Source organism: Cupriavidus sp. C2SS-8b (assembly GCF_057073745.1).
This window is the reverse complement of the sequence record NZ_CP172716.1, coordinates 3224231-3245902: the sequence shown is the minus strand read 5'-3', so window position 1 is coordinate 3245902 and position 21672 is coordinate 3224231. Positions and strand designations below refer to the sequence as shown.

15 protein-coding genes are annotated in these 21672 nt (G+C 66.2%); 8 read left to right on the top strand and 7 right to left on the bottom strand.

Annotated elements, in window-relative coordinates; translation table 11 throughout:
• Positions 1–317 precede the first annotated feature (317 nt).
• Together ACIGJB_RS14995 and manD are read right to left on the bottom strand one after the other, a co-directional pair.
• Entirely contained in the window at positions 318–1352 is a 1035-nt protein-coding gene (locus ACIGJB_RS14995) for a Zn-dependent oxidoreductase (RefSeq protein WP_483730530.1), read from the bottom strand.
• A gap of 18 nt (positions 1353–1370) precedes the next feature.
• Positions 1371–2579 (bottom strand): D-mannonate dehydratase ManD, encoded by a 1209-nt coding sequence (manD, locus tag ACIGJB_RS14990; protein WP_483730529.1) that lies wholly within the window; start codon positions 2577–2579, stop codon positions 1371–1373.
• 227 nt (positions 2580–2806) lie between these two features.
• Here manD and ACIGJB_RS14985 point away from each other — a divergent pair, with 227 nt between their 5' ends.
• From ACIGJB_RS14985 to ACIGJB_RS14975, 3 genes are read left to right on the top strand one after another with little or no spacing between them, the layout of a single operon-like run.
• The gene (locus ACIGJB_RS14985; protein ID WP_483732346.1) at positions 2807–4267 is read left to right on the top strand and encodes a mannitol dehydrogenase family protein; all 1461 of its coding nucleotides are present in this window, start codon (positions 2807–2809) and stop codon (positions 4265–4267) included.
• Between the two features lie 45 nt (positions 4268–4312).
• Positions 4313–5329 (top strand): TRAP transporter substrate-binding protein, encoded by a 1017-nt coding sequence (locus ACIGJB_RS14980; RefSeq protein ID WP_483730528.1) that lies wholly within the window; start codon positions 4313–4315, stop codon positions 5327–5329.
• A gap of 40 nt (positions 5330–5369) precedes the next feature.
• Entirely contained in the window at positions 5370–7238 is a 1869-nt protein-coding gene (locus ACIGJB_RS14975; RefSeq protein WP_483730527.1) for a TRAP transporter large permease, read from the top strand.
• Between the two features lie 14 nt (positions 7239–7252).
• Here the strand turns inward: ACIGJB_RS14975 and ACIGJB_RS14970 are convergent, their stop codons facing one another.
• Together ACIGJB_RS14970 and ACIGJB_RS14965 are read right to left on the bottom strand one after the other, a co-directional pair.
• A complete protein-coding gene (locus ACIGJB_RS14970; protein ID WP_483732345.1) occupies positions 7253–7732 on the bottom strand; it encodes a M48 metallopeptidase family protein in 480 nt (159 codons plus the stop codon).
• Between the two features lie 49 nt (positions 7733–7781).
• Positions 7782–8003 carry a hypothetical protein gene (locus tag ACIGJB_RS14965; RefSeq protein ID WP_483730526.1) on the bottom strand — a complete coding sequence of 74 codons (222 nt, stop codon included), beginning with the start codon at positions 8001–8003 and terminating at the stop codon, positions 7782–7784.
• A 142-nt stretch (positions 8004–8145) separates the two neighbouring features.
• On the opposite strand from ACIGJB_RS14965, the gene ettA reads away from it, so the two are divergent.
• The gene (ettA, locus tag ACIGJB_RS14960) at positions 8146–9813 is read left to right on the top strand and encodes an energy-dependent translational throttle protein EttA (protein WP_483709541.1); all 1668 of its coding nucleotides are present in this window, start codon (positions 8146–8148) and stop codon (positions 9811–9813) included.
• A 78-nt stretch (positions 9814–9891) separates the two neighbouring features.
• Here the strand turns inward: ettA and ACIGJB_RS14955 are convergent, their stop codons facing one another.
• Entirely contained in the window at positions 9892–11028 is a 1137-nt protein-coding gene (locus ACIGJB_RS14955) for a metallophosphoesterase (RefSeq protein WP_483730525.1), read from the bottom strand.
• Positions 11029–11379: 351 nt separating this feature from the next.
• Between ACIGJB_RS14955 and ACIGJB_RS14950 the strand changes: the two genes are divergently transcribed.
• The 4 genes from ACIGJB_RS14950 (at position 11380) to ACIGJB_RS14935 (ending at position 19806) form a co-directional block, all read left to right on the top strand.
• A complete protein-coding gene (locus ACIGJB_RS14950; protein ID WP_483730524.1) occupies positions 11380–13761 on the top strand; it encodes a carbohydrate-binding family V/XII in 2382 nt (793 codons plus the stop codon).
• Positions 13762–13970: 209 nt separating this feature from the next.
• A complete protein-coding gene (locus tag ACIGJB_RS14945) occupies positions 13971–15191 on the top strand; it encodes an efflux RND transporter periplasmic adaptor subunit (protein WP_483732344.1) in 1221 nt (406 codons plus the stop codon).
• The gene (locus ACIGJB_RS14940; RefSeq protein ID WP_483730523.1) at positions 15188–18361 is read left to right on the top strand and encodes an efflux RND transporter permease subunit; all 3174 of its coding nucleotides are present in this window, start codon (positions 15188–15190) and stop codon (positions 18359–18361) included. Before ACIGJB_RS14945 ends, ACIGJB_RS14940 begins: the two co-directional genes overlap by 4 nt.
• A complete protein-coding gene (locus ACIGJB_RS14935) occupies positions 18358–19806 on the top strand; it encodes an efflux transporter outer membrane subunit (protein WP_483730522.1) in 1449 nt (482 codons plus the stop codon). The genes ACIGJB_RS14940 and ACIGJB_RS14935 overlap by 4 nt, the downstream gene beginning before the upstream one ends.
• On the opposite strand, the gene ACIGJB_RS14930 is transcribed toward ACIGJB_RS14935, so the two are convergent.
• Both ACIGJB_RS14930 and ACIGJB_RS14925 read right to left on the bottom strand, forming a co-directional pair.
• Positions 19795–21168: an MATE family efflux transporter gene (locus ACIGJB_RS14930; protein ID WP_483730521.1), complete on the bottom strand. Its 1374-nt coding sequence runs from the start codon at positions 21166–21168 to the stop codon at positions 19795–19797. The genes ACIGJB_RS14935 and ACIGJB_RS14930 overlap by 12 nt on opposite strands.
• Positions 21161–21667, bottom strand: a complete 507-nt coding sequence (locus ACIGJB_RS14925) for a winged helix-turn-helix transcriptional regulator (protein WP_483730520.1) — start codon at positions 21665–21667, stop codon at positions 21161–21163. The genes ACIGJB_RS14930 and ACIGJB_RS14925 overlap by 8 nt, the downstream gene beginning before the upstream one ends.
• Positions 21668–21672 lie beyond the last annotated feature (5 nt).

Genomic DNA, 21672 nt, shown 5'->3' with positions numbered 1-21672 from the left:
GCCTGACGACGAGGGTGGAAGACCGGTGCAGTGATCGGTAAGCCTTGCGGCTGCCTCGTGTCCGCCCGCCATAGAAGCGGATGATTCGCGAACTCGAATCGAACGGCCCCTTGAGGGCCGTTCGATCACTGCTCTCGGGCTTCCACACCCGGTCACCGCTACGCGATGACAGCCCCAAGTATTCCGCGGCGCCGATGGCGATTCGATAGGACAGTTCGCATTTCCGTGCGAACCCGCGCATGCTGCGTCAGCATGGTCGCCTGCGAAATGGCGGCGCGCTGAAACCGATCGCCGAAATTTCCGATTCCCTGTGCCGGTTAACTTGCGTCGCCAAAATCGAGCAACACCTTGCAGCTCTCGCGCGGGTTGCGTTCGGCGAGATCGAACGCGCTGGTGACTTCCCGAAAATCGACCGCATGCGTGACGATATGCCCCGGGTCCACCAAGCCGCGCGAGATCCAGTCGATCACGGTTGGGAACATCGCGCAGTTCAGGCGCGACGCATACAGAGTCAGTTCCTTACGCGTCAGCTCCTGCTGTGGGATCGCCGACGGTGTCGCGGAAAAGCCTAGAACGCCGATCCTGCCCGCCGGCGCTGCCATGCGCACCGCTTCTTCCAGAATCGAAGGGTGGCAGACGGCGTCATAGATCAGTGTCGGCCCGCCCTCTGCGCCGCGCCGTGCAAGCGCCTGCTCCAGCGGTTCGCGCAAGGTGTTGATGATCTCGTCCTCTTCGGCCCCGCAGCCGCGCGCCAGCGCAAGGCGCTCATCGACGTGATCGGTAATGAAGGTCCGCACGCCATGCACGCGCTTGAGGACCTGCAGCAAGTTGAGGCCGACCGGCCCCGCGCCATAGATCAGCGCGATGTCTTCACGCAGCACGCCGGTGCGGTAAATCACGTTGGCCGCCACGGCAAACGGTTCGATCACTGCTGCGCTGGTGGCCGGCAGGCCATCCGGTACCGCGTAGGCGTTGCGCGCCGGCACGCACGCGTATTCGCTGAAGCCGCCGTCGCGGTGGACGCCGATCACTTGGAGGTGGCTGCAAACATTCTGCCGGCCAATCCGGCACGCATGGCATTGGCCGCAACTGATCACCGGATCCACCACCACCCGCTCGCCAATGCGCGCTGCGCTGACGCCCACGCCCACCGCATCGATCTGGCCCACGAACTCATGGCCGATGACGCGCGGATAGGCCGCGAAAGGGTTCTTCCCATGGAAGATATGCAGGTCCGAGCCGCAGATGCCGGCGTAGCGCACGCGCACGCGGACTTCGCCCGCGGCGGGCTCGGGGGTCGGCCGTTCGCACACGGCCATGCTGTTCGGTTTGTCGACGACCACGCTCAACATGCTCGATCCTTGTTCGGCTTACCAGTTCCACATCGCACCGTCGCGCAGGCGCGCCACGGGCAGGTAGGCGCGCTCGTACGGATATTTCGCGGCCAGGGCCTCGTCGATGTCGACGCCAAGGCCCGGCACTTCATCCATGACGAGTTGGCCGTCTTCAAGGCGGTAGTTGTGCGGAAACACTTCATTGGTCAGGGCGCTATGCGGCATCAGTTCCTGGATGCCGAAGTTCGGCGCCCACAGCCCGAAGTTGACCGCGGCCGCCATGCATACCGGCGACAGGTCCGTCGCGCCGTGGAAGCCGGTGCGCACCTGGTACATGGCCGCGAAGTCCGCGATGCGACGCACGTGCGTGATGCCACCGGCGTGCACGATAGTGGCCCGGATGTAGTCGATCAGCTGGTGGCTGATCAGCTCCTTGCAGTCCCAGATGGAATTGAAGATCTCGCCCACGGCCAGCGGCGTGGTGGTGTGCTGGCGGATGAGGCGGAAGGCATCCTGGTTCTCGGCCGGCGTGGCGTCTTCAAGCCAGAACAGGCTGAACGGTTCGAGTGCCTTGCCGAGGCGGGCCGCTTCGATGGGTGTCAACCGGTGGTGCGCATCATGCAACAGATGGGGCTCGAAGCCGACCGCCTCGCGCACCTTGCGGAAGAGTTCCGGTGTGTGGCGCAGGTAGAGCGACGTATCCCATGGCTCCTCTGGGGGCAGGCCTTTCTCCGCCGGTTCGTAGTGGCCTTGTTGCTTGCCCACGCCGTACACCTTCGACAGGCCCGGCACGCCGGATTGCACGCGGATGGCCTTGTAGCCTTCCTCGATATGCCTGTGCACGGCATCGATGACCTCGCTGTGGTCGCGGCCATTGGCATGGCCGTACACCATCAGTCCGTGGCGGCTTTTGCCGCCCAGCAACTGGTACACCGGCATGCCCGCCAGCTTGCCCTTGATGTCCCACAGCGCCATGTCGATGGCCGCAATGGCGGTCATCGTGACCGGACCGCGCCGCCAGTAGGCGCCGCGGTAGAGGTACTGCCAGATGTCCTCGATATTGCGCGGGTCGCGTCCCACCAGGCAGGGAATCACATGCTCGTCGAGGTAAGCCACGACCGCTAGCTCCCTGCCGTTGAGCGTGGCATCGCCCAGTCCGTACACGCCTGCGTCGGTCGTCACCCTGACCGTCACAAAGTTGCGATCGGGGCAGGTGACGATGGTCTGTATGTGTTCGATCTTCAAGGCGCGCGCTCCGGTCGGATCCGTCAGTGAGGTAGCTTTCCGTACAAGGATGCTACGTGGTGGAGCGCCATGAAAATTGGGGCGATGTCTGCAAAAAATGCGGCATTTTCCGCTTACACCGGCGGAAATGGAGAAGATCGGCGCGCCCATCCGCGATGTACGCTCGCAGTCATCTGCAAATTTCAGGCGGCGAATGTGGAAAGGCGGACGATCGAGGTACCGAGATGATGGAACTGGGCCAGCACACGCTTTCCAGCACCGAGACGGGAAAGACCAGTATCCAGCTGCCCGGCTACCATCCCGGCTGCCTGGCTCGCGGCATCGTCCACCTCGGCCTGGGCGCGTTTCACCGGGCGCACCAGGCGCTCTATACGGAGGCCGCCATCCGGCAAGGCGATAAGCGATGGGGCATCGTCGGCGTCAGCCTGCGGGATCCGCGCACGGTGCAGGCGCTGGCGAGCCAGGATCACCTCTACTCCGTCACCGAACGCGAAGGCGATGAGGCCACGACGCGCGTCGTAGGCGCCGTGGTGCAGGCCCTGTATGCGCCGCAGGCCTTGCAGCAGGTCATCGCGGCGCTGGCTGACCCGGCCGTCACGGTTGTCACCTGCACGGTGACAGAGAAGGGATACAGCCAGAACCCGTCCACGTCGGACCTCGATATCGATGATGCGGACATCCGCCACGACCTCTGTCATCCGGCTGCGCCAGCCAGCACGCTCGGTGTCCTGGCCGCCGGCCTCCGCAGGCGACCTGCAGGAGCGCCGCTCAGCATCGTGTGTTGCGACAACATGTCTGACAACGGCGATACGCTGCGCAAACTGCTGACGCAATACGCCGGGCTGATCGATCCGGCGCTGGCGCGGCGCGTCCGGGACGAGATCGCACTGCCCAATTCCGTGGTGGACCGGATCGTGCCAGCCGCCACGCCAGCATCGCTGGACTGGGTTCAGGAACGCCTCGGCGTGCGTGACGAGGCGGCTATCGTTTGCGAGCGCTTCACGCAGTGGGTCATCGAAGACTGCTTCGCGGGGCCCAGGCCGGCGTGGGAAGCGGGCGGCGCCTTGCTGACCGGCGATGTGCGCCCCTACCAGGCAATGAAGCTGCGCCTGCTCAATGGCACGCATTCGGCCATCGCCTATGCCGGGCAACTGTGCGGCTTCGAGAGCGTAGCCGCGGCCATGGCCGACCCCGTCGTCGGCGCCTTTGCCCATGGCGTGATGCAGGACTTGCGGGACACCGTCGACGCGCCGGCCGCCTACGACGTTGGCCGCTACTGCGGCGAGCTGTTGCGGCGCTTTGCCAATCCCGCTCTCGCACACCGCACCGCACAGATCGCGATGGACGGTACCCAGAAGGTTCCGGTGCGCTGGCTTCCGGCCTTGCGCGAAAGTGCCAGCGCCGGCATCGAACGGCCATGCCTCGAACGCGCGCTCGCCGTCTGGCTGCACTACCTGCGCAACGATGCCTGTGACAGCGGCGAGCCGCTGGCCGTCCGTGACCCCGGCGCGCCCGCGCTCGCCGTGCGCCTGCGCGTAGCGGCCAGCGACCTCGAGGCCGCAAGGCTGGCGCTCGGTCATACCGCCGTGTTCGGCGACGAACCGTGGCCGCCATCGTTCGCGGCACGGCTGGCCCGTTATCTGGCGGTGCTGCGCGAACGCGGCGCGGCCGTGCTGCTGTCGTCCTGAGCCAGCCGCAATCCAAGTTCAACACAAGAGGAGACATCCCAAGTCATGGCTACTGCATTGACCCGGCGCCGGTTCGGCGCTTTCGCCGTCGGCCTCGCCCTGACGCTGCCCACCTGCCGGGCGCTGGCCCAGGCCGGCACCATCAGGCTGAAGTACGGCACGGCTTTTCCGGCGGATCATCCGGGCACGCTGCGTATCCAGGAGGCCGCGCAAGCCATCCGCAAGGACACCGGCGACAAGGTGGATCTGCAGGTTTATCCGACCAGCCAGCTCGGCAGCGAACCGGACATGATTTCGCAAGTCCGTGCCGGCGCCATCGATTTCATGTCCACGGCCGGCACCAACCTGCAGACGCTGGTGCCGACCGCCGGCATCAACGGCGTCGCCTTCGCCTTCAAGGACTACGCCACGGTGTGGGCCGCCATGGACGGCGAGCTGGGCGCCTATGTGCGGGCCGCGCTTGGCAAGGCCAACCTGCATGGGTTCGATCGCTGCCTGGACAACGGCTACCGCAACATCACTACGGCCAGCCGGGCGGTCAACACGCCGGACGACCTCAAGGGGCTCAAGCTTCGGGTGCCTGGCATTCCGCTCTGGATTTCGATGTTCAAGGCCTTGGGTGCGTCGCCAACGGCCGTCCCGTTCGGCGAACTCTATTCAGCGCTGCAGACCCGGGTGGTCGATGGCCAGGAGAACCCGCTGGCCCTGATCCGCAGCGCCAAGCTCTATGAAGTGCAGAAGTTCTGCTCGCTGACCGGCCACACGTGGGACGGCCACTTCATCTTCGGCAACGCCAGGAAATTCCAGGCGCTGCCGCGCGAAGTGCAGGCGTCGATCACCGCCAACTTCACCGCTGCGGCGCTGAAGCAGCGCGAGGACATCGCGCGCCTGAATGTCGATGCGCAGGCCGAACTGACGCGGCTCGGCATCACGTTCAACCGGCCCGATTCGGCGCCGTTCCGCAAGCTGCTGCAAAGCGCCGGCTTCTATGCGGAATGGAAGCGGAAGTACGGCGGCGAAGCCTGGTCCAAGCTGGAGAAATATTCCGGCCCGCTCGCATGACGCCAGACGCAACCGATAAAACAAGAAGGAGGAGACTGTGATGGAGCACGCCGCCGAAACTTTTGTCCATCCGTCACACGCATCGTCGGCGGCCATGGTGCTCTGGGGCCGGATCATGGCCTGCCTCGTGGAGGTGCCTGCCGCGCTGATCGTGCTTGCCGAAATCGTGATCCTTGGTGGCGGTGCCTTCGCGCGGTACGTGCTGCATGACCCCATTCCATGGACGGATGAACTGGCCGGCATCCTGTTCCTCTGGCTGGCGATGCTCGGCGCCATCATTGCGCTGCATCGCAGCGCGCACATGCAGCTGACCACGTTCATCAAGAACGTGTCGCCGGCCACGCGCGTTTGGCTCGATACCTTCGGCATGTGGCTGGTGGTGGCGTTCCTGCTGCTGCTGGTCGGGCCAGCCTGGGAACACCTGACCGCACACCTGGAAGTCACGACACCGACGCTGGAGGTCAGCGAGGGCTATCGGGCCGCAGCCGTATTCGCAGGCGTGGTGCTGATGCTGGTGACCGCCGCCATGCGCTTGCTGGACCGCGCAAGCTGGAAGCCGATCATCCTGAGCGGCGTGCTGGTCGCCGTTGGTGGCGGCGCGCTCTGGATGTTGTCGCCCACGTTGATGGAACTCGGCAATGCCAACCTGGTGATCTTCTTCCTGCTGATGCTCGTCACCTGCGTGGTCATCGGCGTTCCCATCGCCTTTGCTTTCGGCCTTGCGACGCTGTCCTACCTGGCGCTGTCCACGGCAACGCCGCTGTCCATCATCCCGAACCGCATGCAGGAAGGCATGTCCCACCTGATCCTGCTGGCGGTGCCGCTGTTCGTCTTCCTGGGCGGACTGATCGAGATGACGGGGCTGGCGCGGGCGATGATCAACTTTCTGGTCAGCCTGATCGGCCATCTGCGTGGCGGCCTGCAATATGTGCTGCTGGGCGCCATGTACATCGTCTCGGGCATCTCGGGCGCCAAGGCCGCCGACATGGCCGCCGTGGCGCCGGCGCTGTTTCCGGAGATGAAGAAGCGTGGTGCAAAGGATGGTGACCTGATCGGGCTGCTGTCGGCGTCGGGGGCCATGTCGGAAACCATTCCGCCTAGCATCGTGCTGATCACGGTCGGATCGGTGACCGGTGTGTCGATCACCGCGCTGTTCGTTGGTGGCCTGATGCCTGCAGTCGTCGGCCTGGTGATGATGGCCCTCGTGGTCTGGTTCCAGACGCGCGGGGAAGACATGAGCGGCGCCGCGCGGCCATCGCGCAAGGCAATCCTCAGGTCGCTGCTGATTGCGTTGCCTGCGTTGGCCCTGCCGGTGATCATCCGCACCGCGGTGGTGGAGGGCGTGGCCACGGCTACCGAGGTATCGACCATCGGCATCTTCTACACGGTGCTGGCAGGCGTCCTGGTCTACCGCCAGTTCGACTGGCGGCGGGTCTATCCGATGCTGCTGGACACGGCGGCGCTGTCGGGGGCGATCCTGCTGATCGTTGGCTGCGCTACCACGATGGCGTGGGCGCTGACCCAGTCGGGCTTTGCGCAGGACCTGGTGAAGATCATGTCGGCCGTGCCGGGCGGCAAGATCGGCTTCCTGCTCGTCTCGGCGTTGGCCTTTGTAGTCCTGGGCAGCCTGTTGGAAGGCATTCCCGCCATCGTGCTGTTCGGGCCGCTGCTGTTCCCGATCGCGAAGCTGATTGGCGTGCACGAGGTGCATTACGCCATGGTGGTGATCTTCGCGATGGGCCTTGGCCTGTTTGCGCCGCCGTTTGGTGTGGGCTTCTATGCGGCTTGCGCCATCGGACGGGTTTCGCCCGATGTGGCGATGCCGCGGGTCTGGCCCCACATTGCCGCGTTGTTCATTGCTCTGTTGCTGCTGACGCTGGTGCCGTGGTTCTCAATCGGCTTTCTGTAAGCCTGGCACGCGGGCTAGAGTTCGCGCGACGCCAGCCACAGACGCGTGTCGAACTCAAGCTGGTGGTAGTGCGGCTCCATGTGCTCGCACAGGCGATAGAACGCCTTGTTGTGGTCGCTCTCCTTGAGGTGGGAGAGTTCGTGCACGACGATCATGCGCAGGAATTCGGGCGGCGCTTCCTTGAATAGCGAGGCCACGCGGATTTCCTTCTTGGCCTTGAGCTTGCCGCCCTGCACGCGGGAGATCGCGGTATGCAGGCCGAGCGCCTTGTGGGCCGTGTCGAGGCGGGCTTCGTAGCCGACCTTGTGCAGCGGCGGGGCGCTGCGCAGGAATTCCTGCTTCAGTTCGGACACGTAGTCGTACAGCGCACGGTCGGACTGCACGCCGTGCTGGCCCGGGTAGCGGCGCGAGATGTGCTCGCCGAGCTTGCCGGCCGCGGCCAGTTCGCGCACCTGGTCGAGTACGCCTGGCGGGTAGCCGCCCAGGAAGCGCATCGGGTCCTTCGCGGACGGCTGCCAGGTGTTTGCGTTCACGGCGCGCGGATCAGTGGTGGTGATGGTGGTGCATCCAGCTGTTGTCCATCGAATTGACGAAGGACTCCACGGCGTCCTTGTCGCCAGTGGCATGGCGCATCAGTTCGCCGCACTTGCAGAAGCCCTGGTAAGGCGTGATATGCGAGCACGCCGAGGTCTTCTGCAGGTACAGCGTGACGGGCTTCGTGCACTTCTTGCACTTGAACTTCAGGGTCAGGGCGGGTTTGCTCATGGGCGAATGAAATCAATGGGTTAGCGCTTCGGCGAACCGTCGATTGTACCGTTCGTCAGGGCATTTCGCAGGCCGGCGCGCACGTGCTTTGTTAAACTCGGCCCATTCCCAAAATTCCCTGAAAACCCGGACACCGCACTCCATGGCTCAGTACGTTTTCACCATGAACCGCGTGGGCAAGATCGTTCCGCCCAAGCGTCACATCCTGAAGGACATCTCGCTGTCCTTTTTCCCCGGCGCCAAGATCGGCGTGCTGGGCCTGAACGGCTCGGGCAAGTCCACGGTGCTGAAGATCATGGCTGGCCTGGACAAGGAGATCGAAGGCGAAGCCACGCCGATGCCGAACCTGAACATCGGCTACCTGCCGCAGGAACCGCAGCTGGATCCCGAGCAGACCGTGCGGGAATCGGTGGAAGAAGCGCTCGGTGGCGTGTTCGAGGCGCGCAAGAAGCTCGACGAGATCTACGCCGCCTATGCCGAGCCGGATGCGGACTTTGACGCACTCGCCGCCGACCAGGCCAAGTACGAGGCCATCCTGGCCGCCAGCGATGGCAACAACGCCGAGCTGCAACTGGAAATCGCCGCGGACGCGTTGCGCCTGCCGCCGTGGGACGCCAAGGTCGGCCACCTGTCCGGTGGCGAGAAGCGCCGCGTGGCGTTGTGCCGCCTGCTGCTGTCGCGCCCTGACATGCTGCTGCTCGACGAACCGACCAACCACCTGGACGCCGAGTCGGTGGACTGGCTGGAGCAGTTCCTGACGCGCTTCCCGGGCACCGTGGTGGCCGTGACCCACGACCGCTACTTCCTCGACAATGCCGCCGAGTGGATCCTCGAACTGGACCGCGGCCAGGGCATTCCCTGGAAGGGCAACTACAGCTCGTGGCTGGACCAGAAGGAAAACCGCCTCAAGCAGGAAGAAGCCAGCGAATCGGCGCGCCAGAAGGCACTGCACAAGGAACTGGAGTGGGTACGCCAGAACCCGAAGGGCCGCCAGGCCAAGTCCAAGGCGCGCCTGGCCCGATTCGACGAGCTGAACAGCCAGGAATACCAGAAGCGCAACGAAACCCAGGAAATCTTCATCCCCGTGGGTGAGCGCCTGGGCAACGAGGTGATCGAGTTCGACAACGTCAGCAAGGGGTTTGGCGACCGCATGCTGATCGAAAACCTGAGCTTCAAGGTGCCGCCCGGCGCCATTGTCGGCATCATCGGCCCGAACGGCGCCGGCAAGTCGACCTTCTTCAAGATGCTGACGGGCCAGGAACAGCCGGACAGCGGCGAGATCAAGATCGGGCCGACCGTGAAGATGGCCTTCGTCGACCAGAGCCGCGACGCACTGGATGGCAGCAAGACCGTGTTCGAGGAGATTTCGGGCGGCGCGGACATCCTGACCGTGGGCCGGTACGAAACCCCGTCGCGCGCCTACATCGGCCGCTTCAACTTCAAGGGCGGCGACCAGCAGAAGCAGGTCGGCACGCTGTCGGGCGGTGAACGCGGCCGCCTGCACATGGCCAAGACGCTGATCGCCGGCGGCAACGTGCTGCTGCTGGACGAACCGTCGAACGACCTGGATGTGGAAACGCTGCGTGCGCTCGAAGACGCGCTGCTGGAATTTGCCGGCTCCGTGATGGTGATCTCGCACGATCGCTGGTTCCTGGACCGTATCGCCACGCACATCCTGGCCTTCGAAGGCGATTCGCACGTGGAGTTCTTCCCGGGCAACTACCAGGAATACGAGGCCGACAAGAAGCGCCGCCTGGGTGAGGAAGGCGCCAAGCCGAAGCGGATCCGCTACAAGCCGATTTCTCGCTGATTGGTGCGGCAGTAGAGAAAAGCCAGGCCCTTGCGCCTGGCTTTTTTCATTCTCGGCAAATTTACGAGTATTTCGGCACTAGCCTTCCGCCCGTACCAGCCGCACCCGCGTAATCTCCGACGGCGCCCCAAACCGCTTCGGCGGCCCCCAATACCCCGTCCCGCGGCTGACATAGACCCACATCGATCCATGCCGCGCCAATCCCGCCGTGTAAGGCTGCTGCATCGGCACGAACAGGTTCCATGGCCAGAACTGACCGCCATGGGTGTGGCCGGACAACTGGAGGTCAAAGCCGGCCTCGACTGCCGCCGGCGCCGTGCGCGGCTGGTGGGCCAGCAGCACGCGTGCGCCGGCGCGCGGTGCGCCTTGCAGCGCGCGCGTCGGGTCGCTGCGGTGGTGCTCATGGAAGCGGCCGGCCGAATAGTCGGTCACGCCGGCGAGCACCAGCACGTCGCCGTCATGATCGAGCGCCACGTGCTCGTTCATCAGCACGCGCAGGCCAAGCCGCCGGAGTTCGGCGATCCACGATTCCGCGCCAGAGTAATACTCATGGTTGCCAGTGACGAAGTACACCCCGTGGCGTGCCTGCAGTCGCGCCAGCGGCGCGGTGTGGGCGGACAGCTCGCGCACGGTGCCATCGACCAGGTCGCCGGTGATAGCCACCGCATCGGCCTGCAGGCTGTTGACCCGGTCGACGATACGGTCCAGGTAAGGCCGCTTGATCGTCGGGCCGACGTGGATGTCGCTGATCTGGGCGATCGTGAAGCCATGCAGCGCCTCGGGCAGGCGGCTAACCGGCACGTCGATTTCGACCACGCGGGCAAGCCGTCGCGCATTCACATAGCCGACCAGCGTTACCAGTAGCGCCAGCGCTGGCACTGTGGCGGCGCTGTAGGCGTACAGCCCGGCAGCCTGCCAGCCCGCTAGCCAGGCCACGCCCAGCACGATGTCGCGCGCAACCGTCAGCACCAGCAGCGTGGAGAAGAAGCCCATCGCCAGCATGCCGATCCAGGACACCGCGTCCGACCACGGCTGGCTCACGCGGCGCGCCAGCATGCCAGCCGGCAGCAGCGCGCATGACAGCGCCAGCCAGGCGCCGCCCAGAATCTTGACCAGCATAGGCACCGGCAGGTCAGGCAGCAGGCGCAAGCCGATATAGGCGTGCAGCAGTGCCGCGATGGTACCGGCGGTCAGGATGGTGATCCTTGGGGTCATGGGGGCGGATTTGGGCGAGCGTCCGGAAAAGGTGGGGCCAGCGCGGCGCAGGTTCAAGGGCGTACACGCTGCCGGCGTGGCTGCAATGTGTCATTGATGATCGTGGCGGGATTTACCGCCGGTCTTCCGGGATCCAACCGAAATCGGCATGTGACGCAGCCGGCGCGCTTCGCGCATGCCGCGGTGAGTGATCTGAGCCCTTTGCGGTCTCGTGCTGAATGTTTTTGAAACGGATTGTCCGCCCTTGCAGGCTCATCTAGATTCGCACACAGACGCGTCGGTTGTGCCGCATCGTGCCCAGCGTTCGTCTGTTATGCCTGCACGGCGGTCATCCCAAGCCGGAGATATGCCATGTCGTTTCGCCTGAAGCACGCCAGCGCGCTGGCGGTTGCCGTCTGCATCGCGCTGTCGCCGGCCGCGCCACAAGCGGCAACACCGTCCAAGACGGTTACCCCACTTACCTGGCCACGGAATTTCGACGCGGCCAGCGAGCATGTCGAGCTGTACCAGCCCGAGATCGAGAAGTGGGAAGGCAACCGCATGTCGGGCCGTGCCGCGGTGGCAGTCGGCGCGAAGGACGGGTCGCCGACTTATGGCGTGGTCCATTTCTCGGCCATCGCCGATATCGACAAGCCGTCCGCGCTGGTTCAGCTGACCCAGATCACCATTGAAAGCGTCGAGGTGCCGACCCGCCCCGACGCCGCCGATCAGGTGCGCAACGCGCTGCTGGCCCGGCTTCCGCCCGCCGGCCTGACCGTGCCGCTGGATGAGCTCCAGGCCAGCTACGCCGTCTCGCGCCAGCTGGCCAGCGCCGCGCGGGTGACGGTGAAGAACGATGCCCCGCAAATCATTTTTGCCACCACGCCGACCCTGCTGGTGCTAGTGGACGGCGACCCGGCCTGGCGCGCCGTGCCGGGGACCAGCTACGAACGCGCGCTGAACAGCCGGGCCATGCTGCTGCGCGAGCCCGGCGGCGAGTTGTACCTTCAGGCGGCAGGGTATTGGTATCGGTCCGAATCCGCAGGCGGCTCCTGGGAAGTGATGGCGAGCGTGCCAAAGAGCCTGCAGTCCGCCGCCACCAAGGCCGCCGCATCCTCGAAGCCCGACGCGATGCTGCCGGCGGACGGCAAGCGCCCCGCGCGCGGACCTGACATCGTGCTGGCGACGCGGCCGACCGAACTCGTGGTCACCAGCGGCGCGCCGCAGATGAAGCCGGTGAGCGGCGGCGGACTGCTGGCCATGTCTAATGCGGACCACGCCGTGTTCGTCGATCCGACTTCCAACAACTACTACGTACTGGTGTCAGGCCGCTGGTTCCGCGCATCGATGCTGCCAGGCCCCTGGGAGTACGTGCCCGGCGCCGAGCTTCCGGCCGATTTCGCGAAGATCTCCCCGAACGATCCCAAGGCCAACGTGCTGGTGTCGGTGCCGGGCACGCCGCAGGCAAAGGAGGCCGCGATCGCCGCCTCCATTCCGCAGACGGCCACCGTGTCGCGAGCGAAGGCGGAACTGACCGTTGCCTATGATGGCGCGCCGCGCTTTGTGCCGATCACCGGCACCTCGCTCAGCTACGCGGTCAACACCGGCACGCCGGTGATCGAGGTGGACAACAGCCATTACTACGCCGTGGCCAACGGCGTCTGGTTCACGGCGCCTTCGCCGGCGGGCACCTGGCGCGTGGCGACCGAGGTGCCATCGGCCATCTACACGATTCCACCGAGTTCCCCGCTCTACTACGTGACCTACGTGCGCATCTACTCGGTCACGCCGGAGACCGTCGTGGTCGGCTATACCCCGGGCTACATGGGCGTGGTGGTCAGCGCCGATGGCACCGTGGTGTACGGCACCGGCTACGTCTATCCGGCGTACGTGGGCGGGGTCTATTACGGCTATCCCGTCACCTACGGCTATGGCGCGGGCTTTGGCATCGGCCTGGCCGAGGGGTTTGCATTCGGCTTTGCGGCCGGCGCCTTCTGGGGCGCGGCATCGCCGTACTGGGGACCGTACTGGTGGGGCGGCGGCCCCTACAACTGGAATTACGTGAATGTGAACCAGGCCAATTTCTACGGCCGCTGGGGACAGGGCACCGTCACGCACGCGCAGGGCTGGAATGCCTGGACAGGCACGGAATGGCGCGGCACTGCCGCCGCGGGATTCAACCCAGCCACGGGCGCGCATTTCCAGGGCAGCCGTGGCGCGGCGTTCAATCCGTATTCCGGCAATTTCGCGGCGGGACGGCAAGGGTCGTTCGCCAATCCGTCCACCGGCCGTGAAGGCGCTGGACGCGGCGGTGTCGTCGGCAACGAATACACCGGTAACTACGCGGCGGGACGCCAGGCCGCCGGCTACAACGCCCAGACCGGGCGCGTGGGCGCGGCCGAGGTCGGCATCGCCGGCAATGCCCAGACCGGCCAGCACGCGGCCGGCAGCCGTGGCTTCGTTGCCAACCCGGACAAGGGCAATGCCGTGGTCTGGAACAACGGCAATGTCTATGCCGGGCACGACGGGTCTGTGTACCAGCACACTGACAACGGCTGGCAAAAGCACACGCCGGGCGGCTGGGAACCGGTGCAACCGAACAACGAAGTCACCGGACGGCTGGATCAGCAACGCCAGGCGCGAGAGGTCGGCCAGCAGCGCTTCCAGGGTGCGGCGCAGCGATGGCAGGGCGGCGGCCGTTTCGGCGGCGGCGGCTTCCGTGGCGGCGGATTCCACGGCGGCTTCCGGCGCTGAGGCGCCGGCGGCAGAGCGAAGCGGCACCCGCGCATGACCGTCGATTTGCGCGACGAAATGAGTAAACACGGCCACAAAAAGTTTGAATAGGCGCGCCCTTTGGCGCGCCGTAACCTGCCTGAACGGGCACCAGCACGGCCGGCATTGGCTCGTCGTGACTGGAACAAGAGGCTGCCATGTTTGCTGGCACAGGAGGTCACGTGAGGACAATGCTCAACTGGCGCAGGGCAGCGGGGCTGCTTGCGGTCTTGCTGGTGGCGGGGTGCAGCAAGGAAAAGCCGGTGGCAGCTGCGCCTCCTGCGGTGGAGGTCGGGGTCATGACGGTAGCGCTGCGGGACGTGCCGCTGGTCTACGACTTCGTCGGCCAGACCGAGAGTTCGCAGCAAGTGGAGATCCGGGCGCGCGTCAATGGCTTCCTGGACAAGCGGGTCTATACCGAAGGCGCCGTGGTCAAGGCCGGCCAGACCCTGTTCGTGATGGACCGCAAGCCGTTCGAGGCCACCTTGCAGGCGGCCGAGGCCGAACTGGGGCAGCAGCAGGCCCGCCTTTCCACGGCCCGCGCCGACCTGAAGCGCGTGCGGCCGCTGGCCGAGCGCAACGCCCTGAGCCAGCGCGATCTCGACGATGCCGTGGGCAAGGAGCAGGCCGCCGCGGCAGCGGTCGAAGGCGCGAAGGCCAATGTCATCAGCGCCAGGCTCAACCTGGGCTATACGACCATCACTTCGCCGGTGGCCGGCCTGTCGAGTTTCGCCAAGCGCCAGCCGGGCTCCTATATCGACGCGGCCAACAGCCTGCTGACCTACGTCGCCAGGCTTGACCCGATGTGGGTGAATTTCAGCCTGTCCGAGAATGAAGTGTTGCGCATGCGCACGGATCGGGAATCGGGCGCGATCAAGTATCCCGGACAGGACCAGTTCGATGTCGTGATCGTGCTGGCCGATGGCACCGAGTTCCCGAACCATGGGCGCATTGCGTTCGCCGATGCGTCGTTCAACGCGCAAACCGGCACTTACCTGGTCCGTGCCGAGGTGAAAAACCCGGAAGGCGTGCTGCGCCCCGGCCAGTTCGTGCGGGTCAAGGTGCATGGCGCCACGCGCACGAGTGCGATCGCCGTGCCGCAGGATGCCATCATCCAGACCCAGCGCGGCCAGACGGTGTGGGTGATCGGGCCTGACAACAAGGCCCAGCAACGCGTGGTCGATGTCGGCGAGTGGACCGGCAATAACTGGGTGGTACGTTCCGGCCTGAAGGCCGGGGAGCGCGTCGCGGTGAGTGGCACGCTGCGCCTGGCGCCTGGCGTACCCGTCAAGCCGGTCGAGGCCACGCCTGGCGCAGCCCCCGCTGCGGCCAGCAGCGCCGCGGCGCCACCCGCGGCTCCCGCTCCGGCATCGAGCACCGCGGCAGCAGCACCGGCCGGGGGCAAGTCATGAAACTTGCCCACTTTTTCATCGACCGCCCCATCTTTGCGGCGGTCGTTTCCATCGTCATCACGGTGGGCGGCCTTGTCGCGCTGACCAAGCTGCCGATCGCCCAGTTCCCGGACATCACGCCGCCGACGATCACCGTCACCACGCGCTACCCGGGCGCCAGCGCCGAAGTGGTGGCCCAGAACGTGGCCGCGCCGATCGAACAGCAGGTCAACGGCGCGGACCGCATGATGTACATGAGCTCGACGAGTTCCTCGACGGGCGACCTGACGCTGACCTCCTATTTCGAGATCGGCACGGACCCGGAACTCGCGCAGGTGGACGTCCAGAACCGCGTCAACCTGGCGTTGCCCACCTTGCCGAGCGAGGTGACATCGCAGGGCGTGTCGGTGCAGAAGCGTTCGTCCGCCTTCATGATGGTGATTGCCATCTACTCGCCGGACAACAGCTACAACCAGACCTTTGTCGGCAACTACGCCAACATCTATGTGCTGGACGCGATCAAGCGAATACCGGGCGCCAACCAGTCGTCGATCTTCGGCAGTCCGGACTACGCCATGCGTATCTGGCTGCGGCCGGATCGCATGGCCTCGCTCGGTATCACGACCGAGGACGTGAAGAACGCGGTCGCCGCCCAGAACCAGCAGTTCTCCGCCGGGCGTATCGGCCAATCCCCGACCAACGGTCCGGTGCAGCTGACGTTCCCGATCTCGACCAAGGGCCGCATGACGGAGCCGGCCGAGTTCGACAACATGATCCTGCGCGCGCAGTCCGGCGAAACGGCGCTGGTGCGGCTCAAGGACATCGGCCACGCCGAACTGGGCTCCAAGGATTATTCGCTGCGCAGCCGCTACAAGGGCAAGACCGCCACGCTGATGGCGGTCTACCAGCAGCCGGGCGCCAATGCGCTGGACGTGGCCAAGCAGGTGCGCGCCACGCTTACCGAGCTGAAGAAAAGCTTCCCGCCTGGGCTGGAGTACGAGGTCGCGCTGGACACGACCGAGTTCGTGCACGAGTCGATCAACGAGGTGGTGCATACGCTGCGCGACGCCGTGATCCTGGTGATCCTGGTGGTGTACCTGTTCCTGCAGAGTTTCCGCGCCACGCTGGTGCCGCTGCTGGCCGTGCCGGTGTCGATCATCGGCGCCTTTGTCGGCATGAGCGCGTTCGGCTTCTCGGTCAACATGCTGACCTTGTTCGGCATGGTCTTAGCGATCGGCATCGTCGTGGACGATGCCATCGTGGTGATCGAGAACGTCGAGCGCAACATGACCGAGTTCAAGCTGCCACCGAAGGAAGCCGCCAAGCGGGCGATGGACGAGGTGAGCGGACCGGTGGTGGCGATCGTGCTGGTGCTGCTCGCGGTGTTCATCCCGGTGGCGTTCCTGTCCGGCATTACCGGCCAGCTCTACAAGCAGTTCGCCGTCACCATTGCCGTATCGGTGGTGCTGTCGGGGGTCGTGGCGCTGACGCTGTCGCCAGCCCTGGCGGCCATCCTGCTCAAGCCGGGCGAACACAAGAAGAACCGCTTCTTCACCTGGTTCAACAACAAGTTCGACCAGCTCATCGCCGGTTACGACAAGTCGCTGCAGTTGGTGATACGGCGCTCCGTGGTGTCGATTGCGCTCATCATTGTGATGGTGGCCGTGAGCGTGCTGATGTTCATCCGCATTCCGGGCTCGTTCCTGCCGGTCGAGGACCAGGGCTATCTGTTCGGCGCCGCGGTCATGCCCGATGCCGCCAGCCTGGACCGCACCGGCGACATGACCAAGCGCGCGGAAACCTGGCTGGCCAAGCAGCCTGGCGTGGCCTCGGTGGCGACCGTCGACGGCTACAGCCTGATCGACTCGCAGAACAAGGCCAATGCCGGCACGCTGTTCATTACGCTCAAGGGTTTCCACGACCGCGGCAAGGGAGAAAGCGCCAACGACCTGATCGTCAAGGGCAAGAAGGAGTTTTCGGCCTACCAGGACGGCGTGGTCATCCCGATCAATCCGCCGTCGATTCCTGGCCTCGGTACGACCGGCGGCTTCGAGTTCTGGCTGCAGAGCACGGGCGACAACACGTACCAGCAGTTGGAGGAGCGGGTGCGCGCGTTCATTGCGAAGGCGCACCAGCGGCCGGAACTGACGGGCGTGAATTCGACCATCAACTCGCGCTCGCGCCAGTACCTGGTGGAGGTGGACCGCGAACGTTCCGAAACGCAGGGGGTGCCAGTCGAGAACGTGTATTCGGCGTTGCAGACCATGTTCGGGTCGCTGTACGTGAGCCAGTTCCCCAAGAACAGTCGCCTGTTCCAGGTGATCCTGCAGGCGGAGCCGGATTTCCGCTCGCGGCCGGAAGACCTCGACAAGGTCTACGTGCGCAACAGCAAGGGCGAGATGGTGCCGATCAAGGCGGTGACCTCGACCAAGTACATGCCTGGCGCCGACATCGTCACGCGCTTCAATAACTTCCCCGCCGCCAAGATTGTCGGCGACGCCGCGCCGGGCTACAGCTCGGGGCAGGCACTCTCGGCCATGGAGGAAATCGCGCAGGAGGTGCTGGGCGAGGGCTACGCGTATGCATGGAGCGGCCAGGCCTACGAAGAGAAGACTGCCGGCTCCACCGCCGTCTACGTGTTCGCCTTCGCGTTGCTGATGGTGTTCCTGATCCTGGCGGCCCAGTACGAGAAATGGTCGCTGCCGCTCGGCGTGCTGCTGGCGGTGCCGTTCGCACTGTTCGGCGCCTTGCTCGGCATCCTGATGCGGGGCATGGAGAACGACGTCTACTTCCAGATCGGCCTGACCGTGCTGATTGCGCTGGCCGCGAAGAACGCCATCCTGATCTTCGAGTTCGCCGTGGAAATGCGCGAGAAGGAAGGGCTCAGCGCGTATGACGCCGCCATCCACGCGTCCAAGATGCGGCTGCGACCGATCATCATGACCTCGCTCGCGTTCATCCTCGGCTGCGTGCCGCTGGCCATTGCAAGCGGGGCTTCGGCAGCCAGCCGGCAGTCGCTCGGGACGGGCGTGATCGGCGGCATGCTCGGCGCCACGGTGATTGCGCTGTTCTTCATCCCGATGTTCTTCTGGGGGCTGGAGCGCATGTCCGAAGGCAAGGCCAAGGGCGAAGCCAAGGCCGGGGGCGCATCGCAGCCGCCAGCCGTGCCACCGGCGGGAGAACCATCATGATTGCGCGTGCCTGGATGCTGGGCGTCGGTGCCGCGGCGGCGCTGAGCGGATGTGCAATCGGTCCCAATTACCAGCGGCCGGAAACGCCGGATGTCGCGCAATACCGCATGGATACCGGCCAGTTGGCCATTGCGGCGGACGGCGACTGGTGGAACCAGTTCAACGATCCGCAGCTCAACGCGCTGGTCGACGAGGCGTTGGCCAACAACTACGACGTGCGCATTGCCGCCGCGCGCATCGACGAATTCCGTGGCCAGCTGATGGTCGCGCGCTCGGGCCTGTTCCCGCAGCTGAACCTGAACGCGGCCGCCACGCGCCAGCGCGCGGGCACGTTCAACGGCACGCAGTTCGCGTCGTTCGACGGGCCGCGCAACGCGTACCAGCTGCTCGCCAATGCGAGCTGGGAACTCGACCTGTGGGGCCGCATCCGGCGCCAGGCCGAGGCCGCCGAGGCCACCCTTTGGAATGCCGAGTACACGCGGCGCGGCGTGGTGCTGTCGCTCGCGGCATCGGTGGTGCAGGGCTATGCCACGCTGCGCGGGCTCGATGCGCAGCTTGAAGTCGCCAAGCAGACGCTGGACTCTCGTGCGAGCGGGCTGGACATCTTCAAGCAGCGCTACGAAGGCGGTGTGATCTCCGAGATGGAACTGGCCCAGGCGCAGAACGACTTCTATGTCGCGGAGGCGTCCATTCCGCAGATCCGCACCAGCATTGCGCAGACCGAGAATGCGCTGTCGGTGCTGCTCGGACGCCAGCCGGGGCCGGTCGAGCGGGGCAAGGGCATCTATGAACTGCAGGCGCCGCCGGTTGGCGCTGATCTGCCCGCGGTGCTGCTGTCGCGCCGGCCCGACGTGCTGCAGGCCGAGCAGGTAGCGGTGGCGGCCAACGCGCAACTGGGCGCGGCGCAGGCGCTTTACCTGCCGTCCGTCAACCTGAGCGGGTTGTTCGGCGCGATCGCATCGTCTCCGGCGGGGTTGTGGGACAGCGCATCGCGGGTGTGGGGGTTTGGTGCGGGACTGACGCAGCCGATCTTCCAGGGCGGCGCGATCCGCGGCCAGGTGCAGACGGCGTCAGCGCAGCGCACCGAGGCCATGCTGGCCTACCAGGGCACGGTGCTGGCGGCGCTGGCCGATGTGAACACCGCTCTCGCCAACGGGGTCGAAACGCGTAACCGGCTGGGCAGCCTGCGCAACCAGGAGAAAAGCCTGACCATCTATGCCGACCAGGCCTTTGCGCGCTATGAGGGCGGTTATTCGAGCTACCTCGAAGTCACCAACGCGCGCGAGAAGCTGTTCGACGCGCAGCTGGCGGCGATCCAGGGGCAGGTCGATGTGCTGAATGGCACTGCGGCGCTGTACAAGTCGCTGGGCGGCGGCTGGCCGGCGGTGCCCGATGCGGTCAGGGGCGCAGGCATGCAGGGCGACGCGCCCGTGCTAGCGCGCTGACCATTCCCCCTGGCGCACGCCCAGCGCCGTGACCAGGCCGTAGGCGGTGATTCCCATCGCCACGCCCAGGAAATGCCCGTCCAGGCCCATGCCGGCGACATTGGCCAGCAGCCAGCCGCCGCCGGCGGCCAGGCCGATCCGGCACAGGCCGGCCGCGATCGGCCAGCGCATGCGGCCCGCGCCCATCGAGGCAAAGTACAGCGCCATGCCCAGCCCGAAGCCGCCAAAGGCCGGTCCGACCCAGGACAGCGCGCGCGCGGCAATGGCGGCGACCTGCTCGTCCTGCGTGAACAGCCCGGCGAACCGGTGCGGCATCATGCCGACCAGTGCGCCGGCCACGCCGGCGATCAGCAGCGCCAGCAGGGCGCCGACCCAGGCAGTGCGGCGCGCGGTGTGCCAGTCGCCCGCGCCGACTGCGCGGCCGACCAGCGCGGTCAGCGCCGAGCCGACGCCGAACGCCAGCGGAATCATCAGGAATTCCAGCCGCGCCGAGATGCCGTAGGCGGCCACGGCGGCGGTGCCATGGTGGCGCAACTGCGCGGTGACGAGGATGGTGGTCAGGTTGGCCACCGACGCCAGCGCGCACGCCACCAGCCCGACCGACAGGATGCGCACGAACAGCGCGCGTGACGGCCGCATGCGCAGCACGGGCACGAAGCCGGCGCCGCCGCGCGCCACCACCACGGCCATGGCCAGTGCCGCGGCCCACGACACCGCCGCGAGAGCCGCGCCGATGCCGGCCAGACCCATGCCCATCGGTTCGGCCAGCAGCCACGACAGCAGAGGGAAGGCCACCCACATCAGCGCCAGCACGCGCGCGGCGAGCGCATGGCGCCCGCCGCCGCGCAGCACTGACGCGAGCGTGTTGGCGAGCCAGGCCGGCACCGCGCCGACCCCAAACAGCCAGATCGCATAGGTGGCCGCGGCCTCGGCTGCCGTGACACCGGCCACCGCGCCCAGCACGCCACGGGGGAAGCCTGCCAGCACGACGGCGAATGCCAGGCCGGCCGTCACCGCGATGATGAGCGCATGCAAGACCAGCGACGAGGCCTCTTCACGCTTGTTGGCCCCAAGCGCGCGGGCGATGGCCGACACCACGCCGCCGCCCATGGCGCCCGTGGACATCTGCTGCAGCAGCAGCGCAAACGGCAGCACCACGGCCCAGCCGGCCAGGGCCGCGGTGCCCTGGCGGGCAGCGAGCCAGGTTTCCACCAGCTGCGCGCAGGATTGCAGAATCGCGATCACGGCGGTTGGCCCGGCCAGGCTGCCGATGCGGCGCGCCAGTTCGGTCGCCGGTACGGGGTCCGTGCTGGCGGCCGAGGCGACCGTATTGGGTATGGTGATGGCGGGCGTCTCAGGCATGGTTATCCTCCGGCTCGGCGTCGGGCTCGCCGAAGCGGCGGTGCAGGAAGCGGCCCGCGCCGGGGCCGGGCAGGACGCGGACATCGTCCAGCGTGATCGCGCTGCCATCGGCGCGCGTAAGCGAGGGCGTGGAGATTTCGGTGCCGCTGCGCTTGTCCTGCAGGACCGTCAGCGGCCCCTTTTCATCGGTCATCCACCGGTCCGCCCAGGCCTTGAGCGCGACATAGGCCGGGAAGAAGTCCCGGCCTTTTTCCGTGAGCTGGTAGACATGGCGCCCGCCGCTTTCCGGCGTGACGCGGTCCAGTAGCCCATGCGTCACGAGCGTTTTCAGCCGCGCGCTCAGGATGTTGGGGGCAATGCCCAGGTTCTTCTCGAATTCGTCGAAGCGCGTACTGCCGTAGAACGCTTCGCGCATCACCAGGATGGCCCAGCGCTCGCCCAGCACCGCCATTGAGCGTGCCACCGGGCAGGGCATGGTGGTGAAATCGGTTGGGGGCATAGTGT